The sequence below is a fragment of the Zobellia sp. 1_MG-2023 genome (assembly GCF_030549125.1).
Taxonomy (GTDB): domain Bacteria; phylum Bacteroidota; class Bacteroidia; order Flavobacteriales; family Flavobacteriaceae; genus Zobellia; species Zobellia russellii.
Map to the genome: position 1 here is coordinate 780,090 of NZ_JAUOSY010000001.1, position 20,596 is coordinate 800,685.

16 protein-coding genes are annotated in these 20,596 nt (G+C 38.4%); 11 read left to right on the plus strand and 5 right to left on the minus strand.

Features of this window, described 5'->3' with window-relative positions; genetic code table 11:
• Positions 1-66 precede the first annotated feature (66 nt).
• The 6 genes from Q4597_RS03140 to Q4597_RS03165 all read left to right on the plus strand — a co-directional run bounded on the left by Q4597_RS03140 (position 67) and on the right by Q4597_RS03165 (position 8,385).
• On the plus strand, positions 67-3,513 hold the full coding sequence (locus tag Q4597_RS03140) for a DUF4175 family protein (RefSeq protein ID WP_303404698.1): 3,447 nt from the start codon (positions 67-69) through the stop codon (positions 3,511-3,513).
• Positions 3,506-3,925: an rRNA maturation RNase YbeY gene (ybeY, locus tag Q4597_RS03145; protein ID WP_289037799.1), complete on the plus strand. Its 420-nt coding sequence runs from the start codon at positions 3,506-3,508 to the stop codon at positions 3,923-3,925. The genes Q4597_RS03140 and ybeY overlap by 8 nt, the downstream gene beginning before the upstream one ends.
• Before the next feature lie 72 nt (positions 3,926-3,997).
• Positions 3,998-5,866, plus strand: coding sequence for a tRNA uridine-5-carboxymethylaminomethyl(34) synthesis enzyme MnmG (gene mnmG / locus Q4597_RS03150; RefSeq protein ID WP_303404699.1), 1,869 nt, complete (start codon positions 3,998-4,000; stop codon positions 5,864-5,866).
• 271 nt (positions 5,867-6,137) lie between these two features.
• Positions 6,138-6,692: a hypothetical protein gene (locus tag Q4597_RS03155; protein ID WP_303404700.1), complete on the plus strand. Its 555-nt coding sequence runs from the start codon at positions 6,138-6,140 to the stop codon at positions 6,690-6,692.
• A complete protein-coding gene (locus tag Q4597_RS03160; protein WP_303404701.1) occupies positions 6,670-7,500 on the plus strand; it encodes a class I SAM-dependent methyltransferase in 831 nt (276 codons plus the stop codon). The genes Q4597_RS03155 and Q4597_RS03160 overlap by 23 nt, the downstream gene beginning before the upstream one ends.
• Before the next feature lie 378 nt (positions 7,501-7,878).
• On the plus strand, positions 7,879-8,385 hold the full coding sequence (locus Q4597_RS03165; protein WP_215436739.1) for an OmpH family outer membrane protein: 507 nt from the start codon (positions 7,879-7,881) through the stop codon (positions 8,383-8,385).
• Between the two features lie 57 nt (positions 8,386-8,442).
• On the opposite strand, the gene Q4597_RS03170 is transcribed toward Q4597_RS03165, so the two are convergent.
• Complete coding sequence (locus Q4597_RS03170) at positions 8,443-8,841, minus strand: DoxX family protein (protein WP_289037806.1); 399 nt, start codon at positions 8,839-8,841, stop codon at positions 8,443-8,445.
• 61 nt (positions 8,842-8,902) lie between these two features.
• Entirely contained in the window at positions 8,903-10,054 is a 1,152-nt protein-coding gene (locus Q4597_RS03175) for a DNA polymerase III subunit delta' (RefSeq protein ID WP_303404702.1), read from the minus strand.
• A 142-nt stretch (positions 10,055-10,196) separates the two neighbouring features.
• On the opposite strand from Q4597_RS03175, the gene Q4597_RS03180 reads away from it, so the two are divergent.
• The 3 genes from Q4597_RS03180 to Q4597_RS03190 all read left to right on the plus strand — a co-directional run bounded on the left by Q4597_RS03180 (position 10,197) and on the right by Q4597_RS03190 (position 14,192).
• Positions 10,197-11,387, plus strand: coding sequence for a phosphoglycerate kinase (locus Q4597_RS03180; RefSeq protein WP_303404703.1), 1,191 nt, complete (start codon positions 10,197-10,199; stop codon positions 11,385-11,387).
• Between the two features lie 147 nt (positions 11,388-11,534).
• Positions 11,535-13,178 (plus strand): LysM peptidoglycan-binding domain-containing protein, encoded by a 1,644-nt coding sequence (locus Q4597_RS03185; protein WP_246560208.1) that lies wholly within the window; start codon positions 11,535-11,537, stop codon positions 13,176-13,178.
• Between the two features lie 12 nt (positions 13,179-13,190).
• On the plus strand, positions 13,191-14,192 hold the full coding sequence (locus tag Q4597_RS03190) for a DUF4837 family protein (RefSeq protein ID WP_303404704.1): 1,002 nt from the start codon (positions 13,191-13,193) through the stop codon (positions 14,190-14,192).
• A gap of 37 nt (positions 14,193-14,229) precedes the next feature.
• Here Q4597_RS03190 and Q4597_RS19730 read toward each other — a convergent pair whose 3' ends face one another.
• The 3 genes from Q4597_RS19730 to tatA all read right to left on the minus strand — a co-directional run bounded on the left by Q4597_RS19730 (position 14,230) and on the right by tatA (position 17,909).
• Positions 14,230-14,496 carry a DUF6747 family protein gene (locus Q4597_RS19730; protein WP_368506671.1) on the minus strand — a complete coding sequence of 89 codons (267 nt, stop codon included), beginning with the start codon at positions 14,494-14,496 and terminating at the stop codon, positions 14,230-14,232.
• Between the two features lie 269 nt (positions 14,497-14,765).
• Complete coding sequence (locus Q4597_RS03195) at positions 14,766-17,363, minus strand: OmpA family protein (protein ID WP_303404705.1); 2,598 nt, start codon at positions 17,361-17,363, stop codon at positions 14,766-14,768.
• Positions 17,364-17,726: 363 nt separating this feature from the next.
• Complete coding sequence (gene tatA, locus Q4597_RS03200; RefSeq protein ID WP_303404706.1) at positions 17,727-17,909, minus strand: twin-arginine translocase TatA/TatE family subunit; 183 nt, start codon at positions 17,907-17,909, stop codon at positions 17,727-17,729.
• A gap of 196 nt (positions 17,910-18,105) precedes the next feature.
• Here tatA and Q4597_RS03205 point away from each other — a divergent pair, with 196 nt between their 5' ends.
• Together Q4597_RS03205 and Q4597_RS03210 are read left to right on the plus strand one after the other, a co-directional pair.
• Positions 18,106-18,972 (plus strand): M23 family metallopeptidase, encoded by an 867-nt coding sequence (locus Q4597_RS03205; protein ID WP_303404707.1) that lies wholly within the window; start codon positions 18,106-18,108, stop codon positions 18,970-18,972.
• A gap of 43 nt (positions 18,973-19,015) precedes the next feature.
• A complete protein-coding gene (locus Q4597_RS03210) occupies positions 19,016-20,512 on the plus strand; it encodes a GH3 auxin-responsive promoter family protein (protein ID WP_303404708.1) in 1,497 nt (498 codons plus the stop codon).
• Positions 20,513-20,596 lie beyond the last annotated feature (84 nt).

Here is a 20,596-nt window from a genome sequence, read left to right on the forward strand (position 1 = left end):
CGCTCATATCTTCCTGAGGATCGGCATCTGAGTGCTCGGGTCGTTTTTTCCTTATCTTTACATTCTATGGAAGGTTACCAGATCATACTCCGGAAGCTTAATAGTTTCGTTAAAAAGTACTACACCAAAATGCTCATTAAAGGTATTATGCTTTTTTTGGCGTTTGGGTTGCTGTTCTTTTTTGCAGTACTTGGTGTGGAATACCTCCTGTGGCTCAATTCTACGGGCCGTTTAGTACTTTTGTTAAGTTTCGTATGTATTGAGCTGTGGTTGTTGTTCAAATACATTCTCACGCCCTTATTTTATCTTTTTAGGTTGAAACAGGGCATGAACAATAGGCAAGCCTCTTTATTGATCGGCAAGCATTTTCCTGAAGTAGGAGATAAGTTGTACAATTTGATAGACCTTGGTGAGGATAAAGACCAATCGGAATTATTATTAGCGAGTATTGAACAACGTAGCAGGAATATGAGCGTTGTTCCGTTTACGAATGCGGTTGATTTTCGGGAAAACCTGAAATATGTAAATTATTTGGCAATTCCTGCTGTGATTGTTTTGGTTATTTGGGTTTCGGGAAACCTTAAGCCTTTCTTTGGCTCTGCTGATCGTGTAGTTAATTATAGGCTTGCATATGAACCACCGGCTCCGTTCTCATTTCTTTTAAACACTACTAATTTAGAGGTTTTAGATTCAGAAGAATTTACCATCGAAGTCCGTACGGAAGGTGAGGTAAAACCAGAATCCGTTTCAATTGTTATTGATGGAAAACAATCTATTTTACAGGAAGATAACGGTCGGTACCGTTATACGTTTACACCTCCTTTAGCTAGTGTTGATTTTCACTTTCTGGCAAATGAGGTGCGTTCAAGGACGTATACGTTAAATGTGCTCAGGACACCCGTTATTCAGGATTTTGAGATGAAATTGGATTATCCCAATTATACGGGCAGAGCGTCGGAAACGTTAAAAAGTACCGGAAATGCGGTATTTCCTGAAGGAACTAAGGTAACTTGGTCCATAGATGGGGAGAATACGGAGGTTATACGTTTAATCACCAAGGATACCGTTCAGAATTTTTCTAGTAGCAAAGGTTTGTTTTCTCTAAATAGACGTGTTTATAGGGATTTGGAGTATGAAGTTTCGACTTCTAATAAAAACGTAACCGATTATGAAAAATTAAGTTATGAGTTTAAGGTTATAAGAGATGCTTTTCCAGCGATTAAAGTAAAGCAGGTCCTTGATTCGTTAAATCCTAACGTTGCCTATTATGCCGGAGAAGCTTCGGATGACTATAAACTGAGTAGTATAAAATTGATTTGTTATGCGGATGATAACCCTGAAAACAAACAAATTATACCGTTAAGTACACCTCAGAGCAATTTTGACCAGTTCTATTATACTTTTCCTTCCGGCCTAGATATACAGGCCGATAAAAAATATAGCTTCTACTTTGAAGCGGTTGATAATGATGCTATTCACAACGGTAAAGCTACGAAGAGTCAGGTCTATTCATTGGCTTTGTTGGATGAAAACCAATTGCGAAATAAGGAGTTGGAATCCCAGCAATCTTTAATCAATAATCTGGATAGGTCTTTGGAGAAGTTCAAGGAACAAAAGGAAGATTTAAAGGAAATCAATGAAGGTCAAAAGGAAAAAAATCAATTGAGCTTTACGGACCAGAACCAAGTCAAGGATTTTTTGAAACGTCAGCAAGAGCAGGAAAGCCAGATGGAGAAGTTCAGTAAGCAACTTAAGGAAAACTTGAATAAGTTGGATAGTGATGATAAGTTGAATAAACTGCTTCAAGAACGGCTAGAGCGTCAGGAGTTAGAGGCAAAAAAGAACGAGAAACTGCTTGAGGAACTTAATAAAGTTGCGGATAAAATCAATAAGGAGGAGCTTTCAAAGCGTTTGGAGGAGTTAGGAAAGAAGCAAAAGAATAGTGAACGTAACCTTGAGCAGTTATTGGAACTTACCAAGAGATACTATGTTACGGAGAAGGTTGACCAACTTGCGAGGGATTTGGAAAAACTGGCCGAAGAACAGGAAAAGGCTTCGGAAAAGTTGGATGCGTTGAACAAGGAAGAGGAGCAAAAGGAACTTAATAAAGCTTTTGACGAGCTTCAAAAGGAGCTGGATGAATTGCAAAAGGACAACCAAAAGCTTAAAAAGCCGCTTGATTTGGACCGCAACAAGGAAAAGGAGGGTGAGGTTAAAAAAGACCAAGAGGAGGCGTTAGAAGAGCTTAAAGAGGAGAAATCGGAAGGTTCTGACGCGAAGGATAAGCAAGAATCTTCAGAAAAGGCGTCTAAAAAACAAAAGTCAGCAGCTCAGAAAATGAAAGAAATGAGTGAGCAATTGAGTTCATCATCCGCCAGTGGTGGCGGAGAATCAACCATAACTGAGGATGCTGAAATGCTCCGGCAAATACTTGATAATTTGATTACTTTCTCGTTCAAACAAGAAGTATTGTATGATAATTTGGAAGATGTGGATGCGGATAGCCCGCAGTTCTCAAGTGCAATTCATAAGCAGCAAGAGTTGCGCGAACTTTTTGAGCATGTAGACGATAGTCTTTTTGCGCTTTCCTTACGACGTGCTGAGCTTTCGGAATTTGTTAATGAGCAAATTACTGAGGTATATTACAATGTTGATAAAACCTTGGAAAGCATTGCTGAGAATCAAATATACCAAGGTGTATCTTATCAGAAGTATGTGCTAAATGCCTCTAACAGTTTAGCAGATTTCTTGGCGAATATTTTGGACAATATGGAGCAAAGTATGATGTCTGGTAAAGGTGAGGGTGAAGGCGAAGGATTTCAACTTCCGGACATTATCAAAGGACAGCAAGAGTTGAAGGAGAAAATGGATGGTATGGGGAAACCTGGTGAGGGCAAACCTAGTGAAGTAGATGGCCAAGGGAAGGAAGGTAAAGGTTCCGAACAAGGAAAAGAACAGGGTGAGGATGGTCAGGGCAAAAAACCTGGTCAAGGCGAGTCAGGTAAAGGTGAAAAGGGTGATGGTAAAGATGGGCAAGGAGAAGGTGGTAAGCAAGGCTCAGAATCTGGTCAGGGTAACGGTAAACCTTCGGAATCTGAATTGCAGGAAATATATGAGATATATAAAGAGCAGCAAAGATTACGTGGAGAGTTGGAACAGCAGCTTAAGGATATGATGAATGCTGGCGATAAAAAGCTTGCTCAAAAGCTAATCAAGCAAATGGAAGATTTTGAGAATGACCTTTTGGAAAATGGTATTACGCAGCGTAGCAAGTCTAGAATGAATAACATTCAGTATGAAATGCTCAAGCTTGAGAATGCCGCTTTAAAGCAGGGTAAAAAACCTGAACGTGAGAGTAATACAAATACCAATCAGTTTCGGAATCCAATTACTACTAAACCCTCATTATTAGAGAATTATCGTAATGAAATTGAGATTTTAAATCGACAAAGCTTACCTTTGCGCCAAAATTTCCAAAACAGGGTTAAAGAATACTTTAAAAGCAATGATTGAATTTCATTATAAAACCGATTTTTCTTTGGATAATGAACAGAAATATGCCGATTGGTTGAAAGCTGTGATTTCATCTGAAGATGGCATTTTGAGCCAAGTGGATTATGTTTTTTGCTCTGATGATGAGGTTTTGGAAATGAACGAAAAATATCTAAATCACGATACGTATACGGATATTTTGACGTTTGATTATACAGAGGGAAAGGTTATTGCCGGGGATATTTTTATCTCTGTAGATAGAGTTAAAGATAATGCTGAGCAATTATCCATTTCGTTTGAGGAAGAGATGCTACGGGTTATGGCGCATGGTGTGCTGCATTTGTTCGGATATAAGGACAAGTCCAAGGAGGAGGTGCTCTTAATGCGCAGTAAAGAGAATGAAAAAATTGAATTGTTCCACGTGGAACAATAAAAGTTTCAAATTGCTGTTGCGCAATTTGGGCGGTTAGAATTATCAAATAATCACATTTATTTAAGAGAAGAGATGTTTGCAGAGGAATATGATGTTATAGTTGTAGGTGGTGGTCACGCGGGTGCGGAAGCGGCTGCAGCTGCTGGAAATATGGGTTCCAAAACACTTTTGGTGACCATGAATTTACAAACTATAGGGCAAATGTCCTGCAATCCTGCTATGGGCGGTATTGCAAAAGGACAAATTGTGCGTGAGATTGATGCGCTTGGTGGAATGAGCGGAATAATCACGGATAAGTCTGCCATTCAATTTAAAATGTTGAATAAGTCAAAAGGTCCTGCAATGTGGAGTCCGCGTGCGCAGAACGATCGTATGCGTTTTGCAGAGGAATGGCGCTTGGCTTTGGAGAATATACTGAATGTAGATTTTTATCAAGAAATGGTTAGCGGTCTCCTCGTGGAGAATGGAAAAGCTGTGGGTGTAAAGAGTTCTTTGGGGGTAGATATTCGTTCTAAATCCGTAATTCTAACGAACGGTACTTTTCTAAATGGACTTATTCATATTGGAGAAAAGCAGTTTGGAGGAGGTAGGGCAGGAGAGAAAGCGGCAACAGGAATTACCGAGCAATTGTTTGATTTTGGCTTTGATAGCGGTCGTATGAAAACGGGAACACCACCAAGAGTTGATGGTCGTTCTTTAGATTATTCTGTTATGATTCCTCAACCCGGTGATGCAATTCCTGAGAAGTTTTCTTATTTACAGACGCCAATTTTAAAAACTCAACGGGACTGTTTTATGACGCACACCAGCGAAATGGTTCACGATGTATTGCGTGAAGGTTTTGATCGTTCTCCTATGTTTAATGGTAGGATAAAGAGTGTTGGTCCGCGTTATTGTCCTTCTATAGAAGATAAGATTAATCGATTTGCGGATAAGAATAGCCACCAGATTTTTGTAGAACCAGAAGGTTGGAATACGGTAGAAGTTTACGTAAATGGATTCTCAACATCGCTTCCGGAGGATGTCCAGTTTAAAGGACTACGGTCCGTAAAGGGGTTTGAAAATGTAAAGTTCTTTAGACCTGGGTACGCCATAGAGTATGATTATTTTCCGCCTACACAATTGAAGCATACACTAGAAACCAAGCTTGTGGAGAACCTGTATTTTGCAGGTCAAATTAATGGTACAACCGGCTATGAAGAAGCGGCATCTCAAGGTTTAATGGCGGGTATAAATGCACACCTAAAGATTAAGGAAAAGGAAGAATTTATACTTCAAAGAGACGAAGCATACATTGGTGTATTGATAGATGATTTGATTACAAAGGGTACGGAAGAGCCGTATAGAATGTTTACCTCCAGAGCGGAATATAGAACTTTATTGCGTCAGGATAATGCGGATTTAAGACTTACGCCGAAAGGTTTTGACATAGGTTTGGCTAAAAGAGAGCGCTTGATTAGGATGGAAGAGAAGGAGTTAAAATCTGATTCTTTTGTCAATTTCTTTAGGGAAACTAGTGTAAAGCCGGAAGAGATAAATCCAATTTTGGCTAGTGTAAATTCATCCTTGGTGAAGCAATCCGATAAGATGTTTAAGGTGTTTTCCCGCCCAAAAGTAACCATGGACCACATGCTTCAATTGGAGACGGTTTCTGGTTTTGTGGAGGAAAACAATTTGGATAGAGAGGTGTTGGAACAGACCGAAATCCAGGTTAAATATTCGGGGTATATTGAAAAGGAAAAGAACAATGCGGATAAGTTATTGCGGCTTGAGAATGTGAAAATCCCAGCTAATTTTGACTATTCAAAGCTGAAGTCTTTATCCTTTGAAGCTCGTGAAAAATTGAACAATATACAGCCAGTAACCATTGCTCAGGCCGCTAGGGTTAGTGGCGTGAATCCTTCGGATATTAGTGTGTTGTTGGTGTATTTAGGAAGGTAATTTAGGCAAGGTTCCACGTGGAACATATAGAATTTCCACGCCATTTGTGTTGTAAAAATAACGTGGTTCCCGTGCCTACACTAGTGCGTAAGGCACTAGATTGTAAAGCGATATTGAAAAAACAAGGGTTTCTTGCTCGGTCACGAGAATAGGGGTTTGCAAGAAATCCTTTTTCTTTTTAATGTCAATATAGAACGGTATGCATCTCATGATATTGTTTTTGGGCTCAGTTTTTGTTGAGGTATTTTTTCAATCTAAACGGACTTTGAAAATGAGACATATTCTTTCAATTTTGTGCTTGGTCTTAATCATACAATCTTGTGTTCCCATCCGAGTTGCACCTGCTATTCGTGACTATAAATTAAAGAAAGGAAAGAAGTTTAAAAGAAGTCTTTCTAAACGCACCATGTTTATTTTTGAAGACCCCAAAGATGCCAACCATTTTTACAATTATGTAAATACAAAGTTTCAGTTGGGCGATGAAAATGTATATGACGATGTACCTTTTTTAATTGATGACGAATATTACTTTTTTGCTTTTTACGAGGTTGATATACCTACCAAAATTTTGAATCTAGCACCTGCTATTTTTAGTGCAACTTTGAATGCCGCATTAGATAGTGAAGATGATTTAGACGATGTTGGAGGAGAGGATATTTTAAGAACGGATAATTGGTATATTGCCATTGAGGTGTATAGTGATAAAGAAAAAGATTGTCTTCATGAAGATTCGTTTTCTAGAGATGCAGTTTTAAATTATCTTCGAACTCTCAAAAAAGAATACCTGACCACGCACAACTATAATGAAACCATTTTTAAAAACTAAAGACTTCTCGATTTCCGGCGAAGACTTTGAATTACTTTTGGATGAAGAGTTGGAAATGTTGGTGACCAAACCGCAACCCAAAGATCTTCAAAAATACTACGAAAGTGATGCATACATTTCACATACGGATTCCTCTAAATCTGCCATTGATAAAATGTATCAATTGGTCAAAAGGTTTAGTTTAGTCCAGAAAGTTCTTTTGATAAATAGATATGCAAAGGGCAAAAAAACCTTATTGGATTTTGGGGCCGGAACAGGAGATTTTTTGCTGGAAGCGGAAAAATGGAAATGGTCTGTTAAAGGGGTAGAGCCAAACCATGATGCCCGGATGCGATCCCGAGAAAAGAAAATGGAGCTGCATTCTAATATTGAAGCATTGCCCCAAAAAAAATTCCAGGTAATTACGCTTTGGCACGTTTTGGAACATTTACCAAATCTAGATGAACAGATAAAAATTATATTGGATCATTTAGAAGGGGAGGGCACCTTGATTATAGCGGTACCCAATTATAAATCTTACGACGCGGAACATTACAAAGAGTTTTGGGCAGCTTATGATGTGCCAAGACACCTTTGGCATTTTTCAAAAGGAGCTATTGAAAAGGTGTTTTCCAAACAAGGCATGACGCTCGTAAAAACAAAACCTATGTGGTTTGATGCTTTTTATGTTTCCATGCTTTCCGAAAAATATAAAACAGGTACGCAAAATTTTATAAAAGCGTTCTGTGTTGGTTTGTGGTCCAATTTTCGTGCAGTTTTTAATGGACGCCCCTCTTCAGTATTATATATTCTAAAAAGGGAGTCATAGTAGACCATTTTTGCTCTAAAATCAATTTTTAGCCGTTTTAAGGCTTTTTCTGAGCTAATGCCTTATCTGTGTATTCTTTCTCAAAAATCTATCAATTGCCGCCTTTTGTGGAGGCTATTTTTAATAACTATCACTTATTGTATTAGATTCTTTGCATAAGTATTTTCTATGTGACATATTTTACTAAAATACATGGAATCCTTAACATTATTTTTTTGAATCCCTACCACTTCGTTCAGATTTAGAAATTAGTTAACAACAATTAGAAAAGCTTTTCTATTTTTGCGCAGCTTGAAAAATAGATTGCGATAATTTTCGCAGTCAAAGTTTTCAACATAGGATAACGAAAATAAAAAGCAGATTAAAATAAACTGAATTATGAAAAATGTAGTAGTGGTATTTTTAATGTTGGTAGCAGTTTCTTGTCAACAGGAAAAAATTGGGTTTGTAGACAACGTAAAGTTGATGGAGGAGTACCAAGAAAAAATAGATGTGGAGGCAAGCTTTAAAGTAAAGGCAGACGCACTTACCAAAAAAAGGGATAGTATTTCGCAAGCATTTCAAATGGAAGCTCAAGCTTTTCAGGCAAAGGCTCAAAAAATGTCTCAAGCAAAAGCTCAGGAAGAATATGGTGCTATGCAACAAAAAGGACAAATGATAGGTCAGCAATTGCAACAAGAAGACCAGCAGCTTCAGTTATTGGGCCAGACAGAAATGGATAGTATCATTAGCAAAGTTAAAAAAGAGGTTAAGGCTTATGGTAAAGCAAATGGTTATTCTTACATCCTTGGCGGAGGAGATGGCGGTAGTGTATTATACGGATCGGATGCCAATGATTTAACTGACGAAATCGTAAAACTATTGAACGATAAGTACAAGAAGTAATTGCTCAACGTTCTTATGTCAAAAGGCGTCCACAGATAAAGTCTGTGGACGCCTTTTTTATTTTTGTAAAATATAGACTAGAAAGATGGCTGGCATGAAGTAAACGGCTATGGTTTTAGCTCCTTCATAGTCTTTGGCCATGCGCTGGCCAAACATGAGCATGAGCAAGGAGGCGCAGGAAACGATACTGCCATAGAGTGCAATAGTGCTTTCTCCTACAATCAAAATTTGATAAAGCCCTACGGCACATAAAATACCGGCGGCCATTTCCACTAACACTAATGTAAGTAAAAGAGCGGGCACTAAACTTGCCAAGGGCGTACCGGTAAAATGCTCCGTTAACCAAGTAAGATTTCCTTTCCAATCAAACACTTTATCAATGCTACTCTGAACAAAAACAATGATTAAAAAAATTAGAATTAGGATTTCGGTTGCCGAGTTGAGAAAGGTGTCCATGTCTTGCGGATTTAGGGTTGGTTGCTATTAAGTTAGCAAAAAAACCCCATTATGACACAGATCACGCCGCTTTTCTATGCAACAAGCGTGTTAGTTTTATGGATAGATCCGTAAGAACAATCTTTGAATTTCCGTTTCTTTCAATATGATATATGGCATCCTCCAACTCCTCAACAATAGTTAGAATATTGTTCTCGTGAACGAAAGGGGCAAACTTATCCAAGCTAAAACCATCTGCATGTATGCGCATAAAAGCAAGGTCCTTGGTATTAAAATTAATAAGCATGGCCTGGCGCATTACCGCAATGCAATAATGTAGAAATTTCTTTTGGGTTTCGCGGCCGGTCTTTGCCACTTCATCACTCCACATAATCAAGTCCTGAATAGCACTTTTGTTGCCCTTGGCCTTAAAAGCGCTCCGTACCCATTGTACGAACCATTTTTCAAAGATCAGATCTTCCGAATCTTCGTTCATTAAATCCAAGGCCTTGTTGAAATTGCCATTGGCCTCGTGGGCAATTCTCAATGCTTCCTCGCGTACCGCTTCTTTTTGTACAAGGGCATTGGCTATAACCTCTTCTGCAAGTGGAGGAAAATGTAATACTTGACACCTAGAACGAATAGTCTGTATGATCTGTTCCTCGTCTTCGGTAATAAGAATAAAGACGGTTTTATTTGGCGGCTCTTCAATGAGTTTTAAAAGCTTGTTGGCGGCGGCCGTGTTCATTTTTTCGGCCATCCAGATTAGCATCACTTTATATCCACCTTCGTATGATTTTAACACCAGTTTTTTAACCACGTCCTGCGCCTCATCCACACCGATTTGACCTTGTTTTTTTTCAATACCGATCAAACGGTACCAATCAAACAAATTGCCGTAAGGTTGTTCTTTAACAAACTGACGCCATTCTTTCATGTAGTGATCGCTCACAGCATGGCTTTTTACTTTATCCGAATTGGAAACGGGAAAGGCAAAGTGCATATCCGGATGTGAGAGTCCTTCAAACTTAAGGTTGCAACTTTGGTTGGTTCCGGTATTTTCTCCATCACTATTACCACAAATAATATATTGCGCATAAGCAATGGCCATGGGAAGTGTTCCTGAACCTTCCGGACCAACAAATAGTTGTGCGTGCGGAATTCTACCTGCATTGGCACTGGTGGCCAAATGGTTCTTAATGTGCGATAGCCCTAAAATATCTTTGAACAACATGGGGCCAAAGATAACTTATTTAATAGATACGATCCAACCGTACCAACATCATAAATATGGTTAATATCTACAGTCTATTGGTTTTGGACTACCAGTCTAACTTCCTTTTTATTACATTTGCGGCTCTCTAAAACCGCATAACATGAAAACTGTAAACGACTTTAATTTTGAAAATAAGAAAGCTCTCATTCGCGTTGATTTCAACGTTCCTTTGGACGAGAACTTTAACGTAACGGACGCCAACCGTATAGAAGCGGCCAAACCAACTATTATAAAAGTACTTGAAGATGGTGGTAGTGCTGTTCTAATGAGCCATTTGGGAAGACCAAAAGGACAAAAGAATCCGGATTTATCTTTGCAACATATTGCCAACAAGGTTTCTGATGTTATTGGTGTAACCGTAAAGTTTGTTACTGATTGTGTTGGGGATGTTGCCGAAAAAGCGGTTGCGGAACTTCAACCCGGTGAAATCTTGTTGTTAGAAAACCTTAGGTTCCATGCCGAAGAAGAAAAAGGGGATGAAGGCTTTGCCGAAAAACTATCAAAGTTAGGTGATATTTATATTAACGATGCCTTTGGTACAGCGCACAGAGCTCATGCATCAACTACAATAGTGGCAAAGTTCTTTAAGGATACCAAGTGTTTTGGATTTTTATTGGCCAAAGAAATTGAAGCTATTGACAAGGTAATGCAAACTGGAGAGAAACCGGTTTTGGCAATTTTAGGAGGAGCAAAAGTATCTTCAAAGATTACTATTATTGAAAATATTTTAGACAAGGTAGACCACTTGATCATTGGTGGAGGTATGACCTATACCTTTGTGAAAGCAAAGGGCGGTCAAGTAGGTGATTCTATTTGTGAGGATGACAAGATGGACTTGGCCATGGAAATCTTGAAACAAGCTAAAGAAAAGAATGTTAAGGTACATATTCCTGTAGATGTTGTTGCTGCAGATGATTTTTCTAATGACGCCAACACACAAATAGTAGACGTAACCAAAATTCCTGACGGATGGCAAGGTTTGGATGCCGGACCAAAAACACTTGAAATCTTTAAAGAAGTTATTCTAGAATCAAAGACTATTCTATGGAACGGACCAATAGGTGTTTTTGAAATGGAAAGCTTTGCAAAAGGAACCATTGCTTTGGGTAACTATATAGATGAGGCTACTAGAGGAGGTGCTTTTTCACTTGTTGGAGGTGGTGATTCCGTTGCGGCTGTTAAACAGTTTGGTTTTGATGATAAGGTAAGTTATGTTTCTACCGGTGGTGGGGCAATGTTGGAAAGCCTTGAGGGTAAAAGCCTGCCAGGTATCGCTGCAATAATCGGTTAATAAAGGCGTTATCGATAAACGGTGTACAACGTTAAATTGTATAAAAATTTTATTTTTTCAGAAAAAAGTACGATTTTAGGAGGGTTACAGTGCGCTGTAACCCTTTTAATAACTAAAGCAATTGGCACCGCTATATATGCAGTTTAAATGATAAAAAACAAAAGACGTTTTTTCATAGTTCTATCAAGCCTTGTTTTGGCATTGCCACTTATGGCGCAAGAACAAGAGCAGGATTCCGTTGCCCAGTCGCCAAACCCAATAAATGAAGTTGCTGGCGATACGTTGGCTATGGATATGAAAGGTATTGAGCAAATGGAAGAAATGGCCCTTGATAGTACAACTATTAACGATAGCCCCATTAGTCTCAAAAAAGATAGTCTAGACCTATCTTTTCGGCTTCAAGATTTGCCCGAAGCCGCTAAATATGATAGTCTTTGGATGAAAGAGCTTTATGCAAACGCAGCGCTTTCCGATGAGATGTTTCGTGAGGTAGAAAATTTGGATTATGATAAGACCTACCCTACTTCACTTCCTACGGATACACTTAAGGCCCGTTTGGAAAAACTAAATCAAAAAACACCTTTTAACATCGCTTACAACCCTTCTTTGGAGAACGTAATCAAATCGTTTCTTTTTAGAAAAAGGGATTTAATGGAGCGCATGTTAACGGTAAGTCAGTTCTATTTTCCGCTGTTCGAGCAAGAATTGGACAACCATAACATTCCCCTAGAAATGAAATATCTTTCTATTGTGGAGTCTGCGTTAAACCCTAGAGCACGTTCGCGTGTGGGTGCTACGGGTCTATGGCAGTTCATGTACGGCACTGGTAAGCAGTACAAATTGGATGTTTCAAGTTATGTAGATGACCGTAGCGATCCTATAAAGGCAACTACTGCAGCTTGTCAATTTCTTTCAAAACTGTATGATATTTATGGTGATTGGGATTTGGCCTTGGCGGCCTATAATTCCGGTCCGGGTAATGTAAACAAAGCCATTAGAAGATCTGGTGGGCAAAAGAACTATTGGAATCTTCGTCGTTATTTGCCTAGGGAAACTGCAGGTTATGTTCCTGCATTTTTTGCTACGATGTACCTTTTTGAATATGCAGAGGAACACGGATTAAAAGGTCAGAAAATAGAAAGGGCCTATTTTGAGACCGATACCATTCATGTAAAAAGTATAATTACGTTTGATCAAATTTCTGAATTGACCGGCGTGGGAAAAGATGAATTAAAGGTCTTGAATCCATCTTATAAATTAGATGTAATTCCATTTGTTGAAGGAAAAAACCATGCTTTACGATTGCCAAAGTACGCTATGGGCGGTTTTGTGCATAATGAGGAAGCTATCTATGCCCACATTAAAAAGGAAATGGAAAGCAAAGAAAGCCCGTTGCCACAAATGGTGAAGGAGGCAGAGCAGAACAGAATTCGTTATAAAGTGCGTAGTGGAGATTTTCTAGGTAAAATTGCAGAACGTTACGGAGTTGGTGTAAGCCAAATAAAGCAGTGGAACGGGTTACGTAGTAATAACCTTAGAATAGGACAAAGACTTACCATTTTTCCTAGAAGAATGCCGAGTGCGGCAGTGGCTTCTACAAAAACAACTGCTGCTCCAAAAAGTTTTCCTCCTGGGACAAAGACCCACACCGTGCGAAGTGGAGACTCACTTTGGACCATCTCAAAAAAATATCCAGGAATTTCTGTTGAAAATTTACGACAATGGAACGGTATTAGTGGTAAGAATCTAAAACCGGGCACAAAATTAAAATTGTGCGAATGTTCATCGTAAACCTATACCAAAATGAAACAAGCTGGAACACTATTTTTACTCTTTTCCCTAGCACTTTTATCCTGTAAAGACTCTAAGAACCAAAATTACCTTCCTAGTTCCGTAGGAGCCATAAACTCTATGGTGGTGGTTATTGACAACGAACTATGGAAAGGCAGTGTGGGCGATAGTATAAGGAGCCATTTTGCCGCTCCCGTTGTTGGAATGCCCATGGATGAGCCATTATTTACCATAGACCAAATTGCACCCAAGTTCTTTACGGGTTCCATTAGGAATACGCGGTCTATTCTTTATGTGGCCGAAGATTCTTTGAACCTGGCACATATTAAAAAGGATATGTATGCTACACCGCAGCGTGTGGGTGTCATTAAAGGAACTACCAAGCAGGAGGTTCTTGAAAACATAGATGCAAAGGCAGATGAAATTATTACGGCTTTTAAGGACATGGAAATCGAGGCTGCCCAAGACCGTTTTGAGCGGTCATTGAACAAAGAAACCGTATTACAGGATAAGTTTGGTATTACACTAAAAATACCGTCTATCTATAAAGTAGGGAAACAAGAGGATAACTTTGTGTGGATTGACCGTGAAATACAGAAGGGTACGGCCAATATTATCGTTTATGAGATGCCTGAGAGCAGCTTTAGTACCGATTCTACTCTGGTTAAGGATATAGTGGCTATGCGCGATTCTATGGGCGCCAAGTACATTCCCGGACCGGATGTTACCGGAAAAATTACCCACATGCGTACAGAACCTGCTTTTGCGCCTTATATATACCCCACAGAAATTGGCGGTTTAAAGGGAGTGGAAGTAAGAGGCCTTTGGGATATAAAAAACTACCCTATGGCCGGACCGTTCTTGACCTACATTTTGAACGATAAACAGAACAATAGAAAGTTGGTCTTAGAAGGCTTTGTATTTGCCCCTGCAACCGAAAAACGAAACGATCTTTTTGAGTTAGAGGCAATTTTAAAAACGTTAGAGTTACAACCGGCCGGAACTGAGAAATAGAGTTCTTTGGCAAAAATCCATATAAAAAATGCCCATCTCAACCGAGATGGGCATTTTTAATTCTTAATTGTATTATTTGGTCAGGCGAATACAAAGCCCGTAGACACGCTGTAAATAAATGCGTATACACGAGTATCAATAAAGCAAAACAAAACCACGAATAAGCCTTAAAATACTTTGTGAGCATTCTAAAAGTCAAGTCTCTAAAAGCCTCTACGTAAATTTCCTTAAAAAGTGACAATTTCCTCATACCATCAATTTTGAGATTGGGTACAATGTTGGGGCATAAGAAGAGGCTAACCATATAAAATAAGTGAACTGGTGATAAACAAAGGTGGCTTGTGGCCTTGTTTTAAATCATAGATAAATGGCCTGTCTAATGGATATACGACGCTTTTTGCCTTTCAAGTTGTTTTTATACCTAAAATGGAAATTGATTTTTCTTAGACTCATATTAGGTGTATTGGTAGTATTATGGAAGATTGTTAACGTTGGAACGGGTTAGGGTAGATTGTTAGGTACAAAAAAACCGCTGCCTTTTAAGGCAGCGGTTTGGTTTAGGATTTATGGTTTTTACATGTTTAGTATTATAAATTCCGATCTTCTGTTTAGCAGGTGGTCCGCTTCAGAACATGGTGATGATCCGTCACAATCATTAAGCAATCTGTTTTCGCCGTAACCAATTGCGCTTTCTATACGGCTGGCATCAATACCTTGAGATATAATATAGTCTCTTGTAGATTTAGCCCTCTTATCAGATAGGTATTCGTTATATACTTTGCTACCGCGTGAATCGGTATGTGATTCAATTTTAATGACCATAGTTGGGAATTCTTTCATTACACTAACCAATTTATCAAGTTCCTTGGCCGCATCCGGTCTTATGTAAGATTTGTCAAAGTTGAAGTAAATCATTTCCGTTTTGATCTTCTTAATACCATCTTCAACAGCGATCATTTCTTCTAGTCGCTTCATGGCGATATCAACTTTTACCGTATCGTTTACTGTAGTTTCTACTAACCTTTCATTATCAACAAACTTGTCTTGAGTAGTTTTAAGAGTGTATTTTGTAGTGTCGTTCAAGTCTTCAAAAATAAAGCTCCCGTCATCTTCCGTTTCCATTTCCTTAAGCTTTATTCCATTCTCATCTAAAAGTTGTACTAAGGCCTGTGGCATTACCTCGCCTGTTACCATTTCAGTTACAAATCCGGCAATGACATTATTGTTTTCAGGAACTTCTTCTATGATTAATCGTTTAAACGAATAAATATCATCGTCTCCTTTTCCACCTTCCCTGTTGGAAGCGAAGTATCCTTGTTGATTCTCTTCGTTTACGATATAAGAGAAATCATCTTTATTACTGTTTACTGGCTGACCAAGGTTTTTGACTTCTGCAAAACCTTCTTCGGCATCAAAAGCACTTTCATAAACATCTAGACCGCCAAGACCTGTAAACCCGTCGGAAGAAAAATATAGTTTAGTTCCGTTAAAGAACGGGAACATTTCGCGTTGCTCCGTATTAATAGTAGGACCCAAGTTTCTAGGCTCGGAGAAACTACCGTCTTCTTGGACATCTACAACAAAAATATCTGTCTTACCTAAACTTCCGGGCATATCTGAAACAAAGTAAAGCTGTTTTCCATCAGGGCTTAAAGCTGGGTGTCCTGTAGAATAATTATCGCTGTTAAAAGAAACCTCTACGGCTTCGGTCCATTCCGTACCTACTTTTGTAGACTTGTAAATTTTTAGGTGGTTTACACCGTTATTATCTCGCTTAAGTTTTTTTCCGTAGTTGTTACGTGTAAAGTACATGGTACTGTTATCCGGAGAAAAGGTTACCGAAGCTTCATGATATTTGGTGTTTATTTTCTTAGAAAATTTTAGAGCGTTTTTGAGGTCATTGGACTCTTCGTTTATTTTGGCTACATATAAATCCAGATAAGGTTGATCATTCCATTTATACCTTCTGGTATTAAAAAAGGAAGAGTCTTTTGCGGAAGAGAAAACCACTTGGTTAGAATCTAAGAACATTGGAGAAAAATCTGAATATTCTGTATTTACCGCAAGATTCTTTATTTCAAAATCCTTTTTAGTATTGAGGATATTGTCCAACTCACTTTCGTTAGCTTTAAGATTTCCGGACAATTCTGTAGTAGGTTCATCCTTTATCTTTTTACTGTACAAACGCATAAGACGTTTTGATCGTGCATACTTGCCCGTACCTTTTAAGGAGTGTGCATATTTGAAAATATTTTCCGATGACATTTCTTTACCGTAGTTTTCGTACAGTACATTATACCACTGGTATGCTTTCTCCATATTGGTGTTAAAATAGTAGGCGTCCGCTGTTTTTTGAATTACTTCCCTAGACCGATTCTTGTCTCCTTTTTCTAAGGCTTGCTCATAGAGTTCTGCTGCTTCGGCATACCACATTTTGTCAAAATAGTGGTCTGCACGTTGTAGAAGTTTGGTCTTGCTTGTTGTTTCGGAAAGTGTAGAGGCCGGAGTTTCTACTTCAGAAATGTCCGTTGCTACGTCAGAGGAAAAAGCAGGAACAGTAATTTCACTTTCTTGAGCTTCTTGAACTAGTTCTGTTTTTTCTAGTTCTGAAAAATCGGATGTTGCTGCTATGGTTTCAACTGGAGCAATGCTGTTTTCAATAGACTCCGCTTCTTCGTTTAAATCAACCTCGTCTCCTCCTATGGCAACACTATTCTCTATTTCTAATATCCACTTATCATTAGTATACGTATCATCTAGATTTGAAGCGCAAGCATCTACGGCTTCAAGGCCAAATGGGTAATACGCCAAGTAAACATAGTTAAGCTCGTTTTCTGGATTAAGAATGTATCCGGCAGAATCAAATCCCTTTTTATGAAGTTTTTTTAACGTCTTGTTCAATGTTTTACCATTGCTAAAAACGCCTGAAATAATATAATAGCCATTTTCAACACCGGTTAAACCACTGAATGTCCGGTGTGGAATTTCATTTCGATCGGCGGCTTCCTCAAAAGTTTCGGTTATTGAAAAGGTTTCTGAATCAACTGGGGAAAAGTTGATGTTTTCCGTTTCATTGGAAGTTACGATTTCTTCGGAATCAATATTTTCAAAGTCTTGGGCGTAAGAGCCATAAGACAATAGAAAAATAAAGGCAGCTATTAGTTTTTTCATGATTTGGGATGTTTGAAAAAAATCCGGAGATTTTAAAATTTGGCTAGTATTTTTAATAGAATTCTATTGTTATCAAGGCAGAACACAAAGGTGTTTTACCTTAATAGTATTCTTTTGATAACGCAAATTTCGGTTGAAGGTTTTGTGTACAACGTTTTTTGTTGTGAAATGCCCGTTTCATAAGGTGTAAGCCTTGTATAATGATGTTAGCAAGAAAAAGAAGGATGAGTGTAAGAAAATTAAAATCAAGGAGGTGTAGAATATCCTCGACCAACTAAAAATACCAATTGGTATTAGTTTAAATAACAAAAAACCCTTGATGCAAATCAAAGGTTTAGTATATATTAAAAATTGCGGGTGACGCTATTCTTTTTTCTCTTCTAGGGATTCATCTTCTTTAGAAGCATCTTTAAATTCTTTTATGCCACTACCAAGTCCACGCATTAGTTCTGGAATCTTTTTTCCTCCAAACAATAAAAGAACTACTAAAACGACAATCCCTATTTGCCATGGCCCTATCGCTAAAAATATCTGTAAAGTTGTCATATTTTCGTTTTTAAAACAGATTCAAAGATACTAAAAAAGTAACTTGATTGCGCTTAAATGTAGAAGTAAGGAGATTATTTTAACAGATTTTGGCAGGTTTTCTTAAATGTGGCATTACCAATGCGCTGGTATATGCAAGAATCATTAATTTAGAACAACCGTATAAGAATCCGATTCCATCCTTTATATTTGCTCTATGGCCAAAAAAGTCAAAAAGAGAAAAGAGATTAAACGCAAACTACTGCATAAGTACCGTTTGGTTATTCTCAATGAATCTACATTTGAAGAGAAAATCTCGTTTAAATTAAGCCGTCTAAACGTTTTCGTTACCGGCTCTTTATGTATTATAGGCTTAATTGCCCTTACTACGCTATTAATTGCTTTTACGCCTTTACGTGAATATATACCGGGATATTCTAGCACCAAGCTTAAAAAACAGGCAACGGATCTTACCTATAAAACCGATTCACTAGTTGCATCGTTAAATAATACCAATAAGTATTTAGAAAGTATTCGCATGGTGCTCCGGGGAGACGTAGCTTCTCAAGAAATTAATTTGGATTCGCTGCGTGAGCAATTCAAGATAGATCCATCCAGTATAGATTTGACACCTATAAAAGAAGATTCACTTCTTAGGGCCGAAGTTGCTTTAGAAGACAAATACAATCTTTTTGAACGTAGCGCAACTGCTGCGGAAATAGAGCTCTTTCCTCCGTTGAGCGGTGAAATATCAAACGATTATGATCCTGAGAAACGTCATTATGCGGTAGATGTTACTGCGCCCAAGGATACTCCTATAAAAGCCGTGGCCAATGGTACGGTTATTTTTGCTGAGTGGACGGCAGATACAGGTTATGTTATAATCCTTGAGCATAAAGACGGGTTGATAAGTGTGTATAAACACAATGGCTCGTTGAACAAAAAACAAGGAGAAGTGGTTAGGGCCGGCGAAGTAATTGCCTCGGTCGGGAATACTGGGGAATTTACGACAGGGCCACATCTTCATTTTGAACTCTGGAGCAATGGTAACGCTGTTAACCCCTTAGACTACATTGACTTTTAAGGACAATACTTACCGTTCTCTATAACTGATATTTTATTTTTATATGTCCATAAAATCACTTGGAGCCAAGATATTTGCAAAACGCATTGCCAAGCAAACGGCAAAATGGCGGGACAATCCCATTGCTGCCCAGGAGAAAGTGTTTCGTCAATTAATAGAAAAGGCCAGTACTACCAAATTTGGTGTGGATCATGGGTTCGGAAAAATAGAATCGCATGAAGATTTTGTAAAGAATGTTCCTATTAGGGATTATGAAGCCCTTAAGCCTTATGTTGAAGAAGTAGTTGCCGGAAAACCGAATATTCTTTGGCCCGGTAAGCCGGTATATTTTGCGAAAACTTCTGGAACAACTTCTGGGGCAAAGTACATACCTATTACGGACACATCTATAAAGCATCAAGTAAACGCCTCTAGAAATGCGATTTTAAATTATATTGATGAAACCGGTAATGCAGATTTTGTAACCGGAAGAATGATTTTTTTACAGGGAAGCCCTGAGCTGACCGAGAAAAACGGAATTAAACTAGGTCGTCTTTCAGGTATATCTGCTCATTATGTTCCTAATTACTTGCAAAAAAACCGCCTGCCCAGTTGGGAAACTAATTGTATTGAAGATTGGGAAACCAAGGTAAATACGATAGTGGATGAGACCATGAACGAGGACATGACCGTTATAGCCGGCATACCTTCTTGGGTACAAATGTATTTTGAAAAACTGGAAAGCAAGTCGGGAAAAAAGGTAGGTGACTTGTTCAAAAATTTTCAGTTGTTTATCTATGGGGGAGTCAATTATGAACCCTACAGAGCAAAATTTGAAGGTTTAATAGGTAGAAAAGTTGATAGTATTGAACTGTTTCCCGCTAGTGAAGGTTTCTTTGCCTATCAGGATTCCCAGAAGGACAAGGGAATGCTTTTGTTGTTGAACTCGGGAATATTCTATGAATTTGTTAAGGCCGATGAGTTTTTTGAAGAGAACCCTAAACGTATTACAATCAAAGACGTTGAAATAGGGGTAAACTATGTAATGATCATTTCCACAGACGCGGGACTTTGGGCATACAATTTGGGAGATACCGTTCAGTTTATTTCGCTGAAGCCTTATAAAGTAATCGTTTCGGGACGCATCAAACATTTTATCTCTGCCTTTGGGGAACATGTAATTGCCAAAGAAGTGGAAGAAGCTATGCAGTTGGCTGTTCGTGAGACCGGCGCTAGCATAAATGAGTTTACCGTGGCGCCACAGATTACACCAAAGGATAATGAACTGCCTTATCATGAATGGCTGATCGAGTTCGAAAAGGAACCTGCGGATATGAAAAAATTTATAGAAATTCTGGATACTTCTTTACAAAAGCAGAATAGTTATTATTTTGATTTGATTATTGGCAAGGTGCTTCAGACCCTGAAAATCACGAGTATAAAAGAAGGGGGCTTTAATGCCTATATGAAATCTATTGGCAAACTTGGTGGTCAAAACAAGGTACAGCGCTTAGCGAACGACCGTAAAGTTGCAGATGGGTTGTCCTCTTTTAAGAAGTAATATTCATTTTGATTTTTTAGTCTTAACTCGCTATGAAACAATTGAATAATTTATATTTTACTTGATTTTAAAATCAACATATTT

Coding starts and splice junctions, on each gene's coding strand:
- ybeY (WP_289037799.1), top strand. CDS start 3,506: ATGATTGAATTTCATTATAAAACCGATTTTTCTTTGGATAATGAACAG.
- Q4597_RS03185 (WP_246560208.1), top strand. CDS start 11,535: ATGATAAAAAACAAAAGACGTTTTTTCATAGTTCTATCAAGCCTTGTT.
- Q4597_RS03140 (WP_303404698.1), top strand. CDS start 67: ATGGAAGGTTACCAGATCATACTCCGGAAGCTTAATAGTTTCGTTAAA.
- tatA (WP_303404706.1), bottom strand. CDS start 17,909: ATGACAACTTTACAGATATTTTTAGCGATAGGGCCATGGCAAATAGGG.
- Q4597_RS03205 (WP_303404707.1), top strand. CDS start 18,106: ATGGCCAAAAAAGTCAAAAAGAGAAAAGAGATTAAACGCAAACTACTG.
- Q4597_RS19730 (WP_368506671.1), bottom strand. CDS start 14,496: ATGGTTAGCCTCTTCTTATGCCCCAACATTGTACCCAATCTCAAAATT.
- mnmG (WP_303404699.1), top strand. CDS start 3,998: ATGTTTGCAGAGGAATATGATGTTATAGTTGTAGGTGGTGGTCACGCG.
- Q4597_RS03165 (WP_215436739.1), top strand. CDS start 7,879: ATGAAAAATGTAGTAGTGGTATTTTTAATGTTGGTAGCAGTTTCTTGT.
- Q4597_RS03155 (WP_303404700.1), top strand. CDS start 6,138: ATGAGACATATTCTTTCAATTTTGTGCTTGGTCTTAATCATACAATCT.
- Q4597_RS03190 (WP_303404704.1), top strand. CDS start 13,191: ATGAAACAAGCTGGAACACTATTTTTACTCTTTTCCCTAGCACTTTTA.
- Q4597_RS03160 (WP_303404701.1), top strand. CDS start 6,670: ATGAAACCATTTTTAAAAACTAAAGACTTCTCGATTTCCGGCGAAGAC.
- Q4597_RS03175 (WP_303404702.1), bottom strand. CDS start 10,054: ATGTTGTTCAAAGATATTTTAGGGCTATCGCACATTAAGAACCATTTG.
- Q4597_RS03180 (WP_303404703.1), top strand. CDS start 10,197: ATGAAAACTGTAAACGACTTTAATTTTGAAAATAAGAAAGCTCTCATT.
- Q4597_RS03195 (WP_303404705.1), bottom strand. CDS start 17,363: ATGAAAAAACTAATAGCTGCCTTTATTTTTCTATTGTCTTATGGCTCT.
- Q4597_RS03210 (WP_303404708.1), top strand. CDS start 19,016: ATGTCCATAAAATCACTTGGAGCCAAGATATTTGCAAAACGCATTGCC.
- Q4597_RS03170 (WP_289037806.1), bottom strand. CDS start 8,841: ATGGACACCTTTCTCAACTCGGCAACCGAAATCCTAATTCTAATTTTT.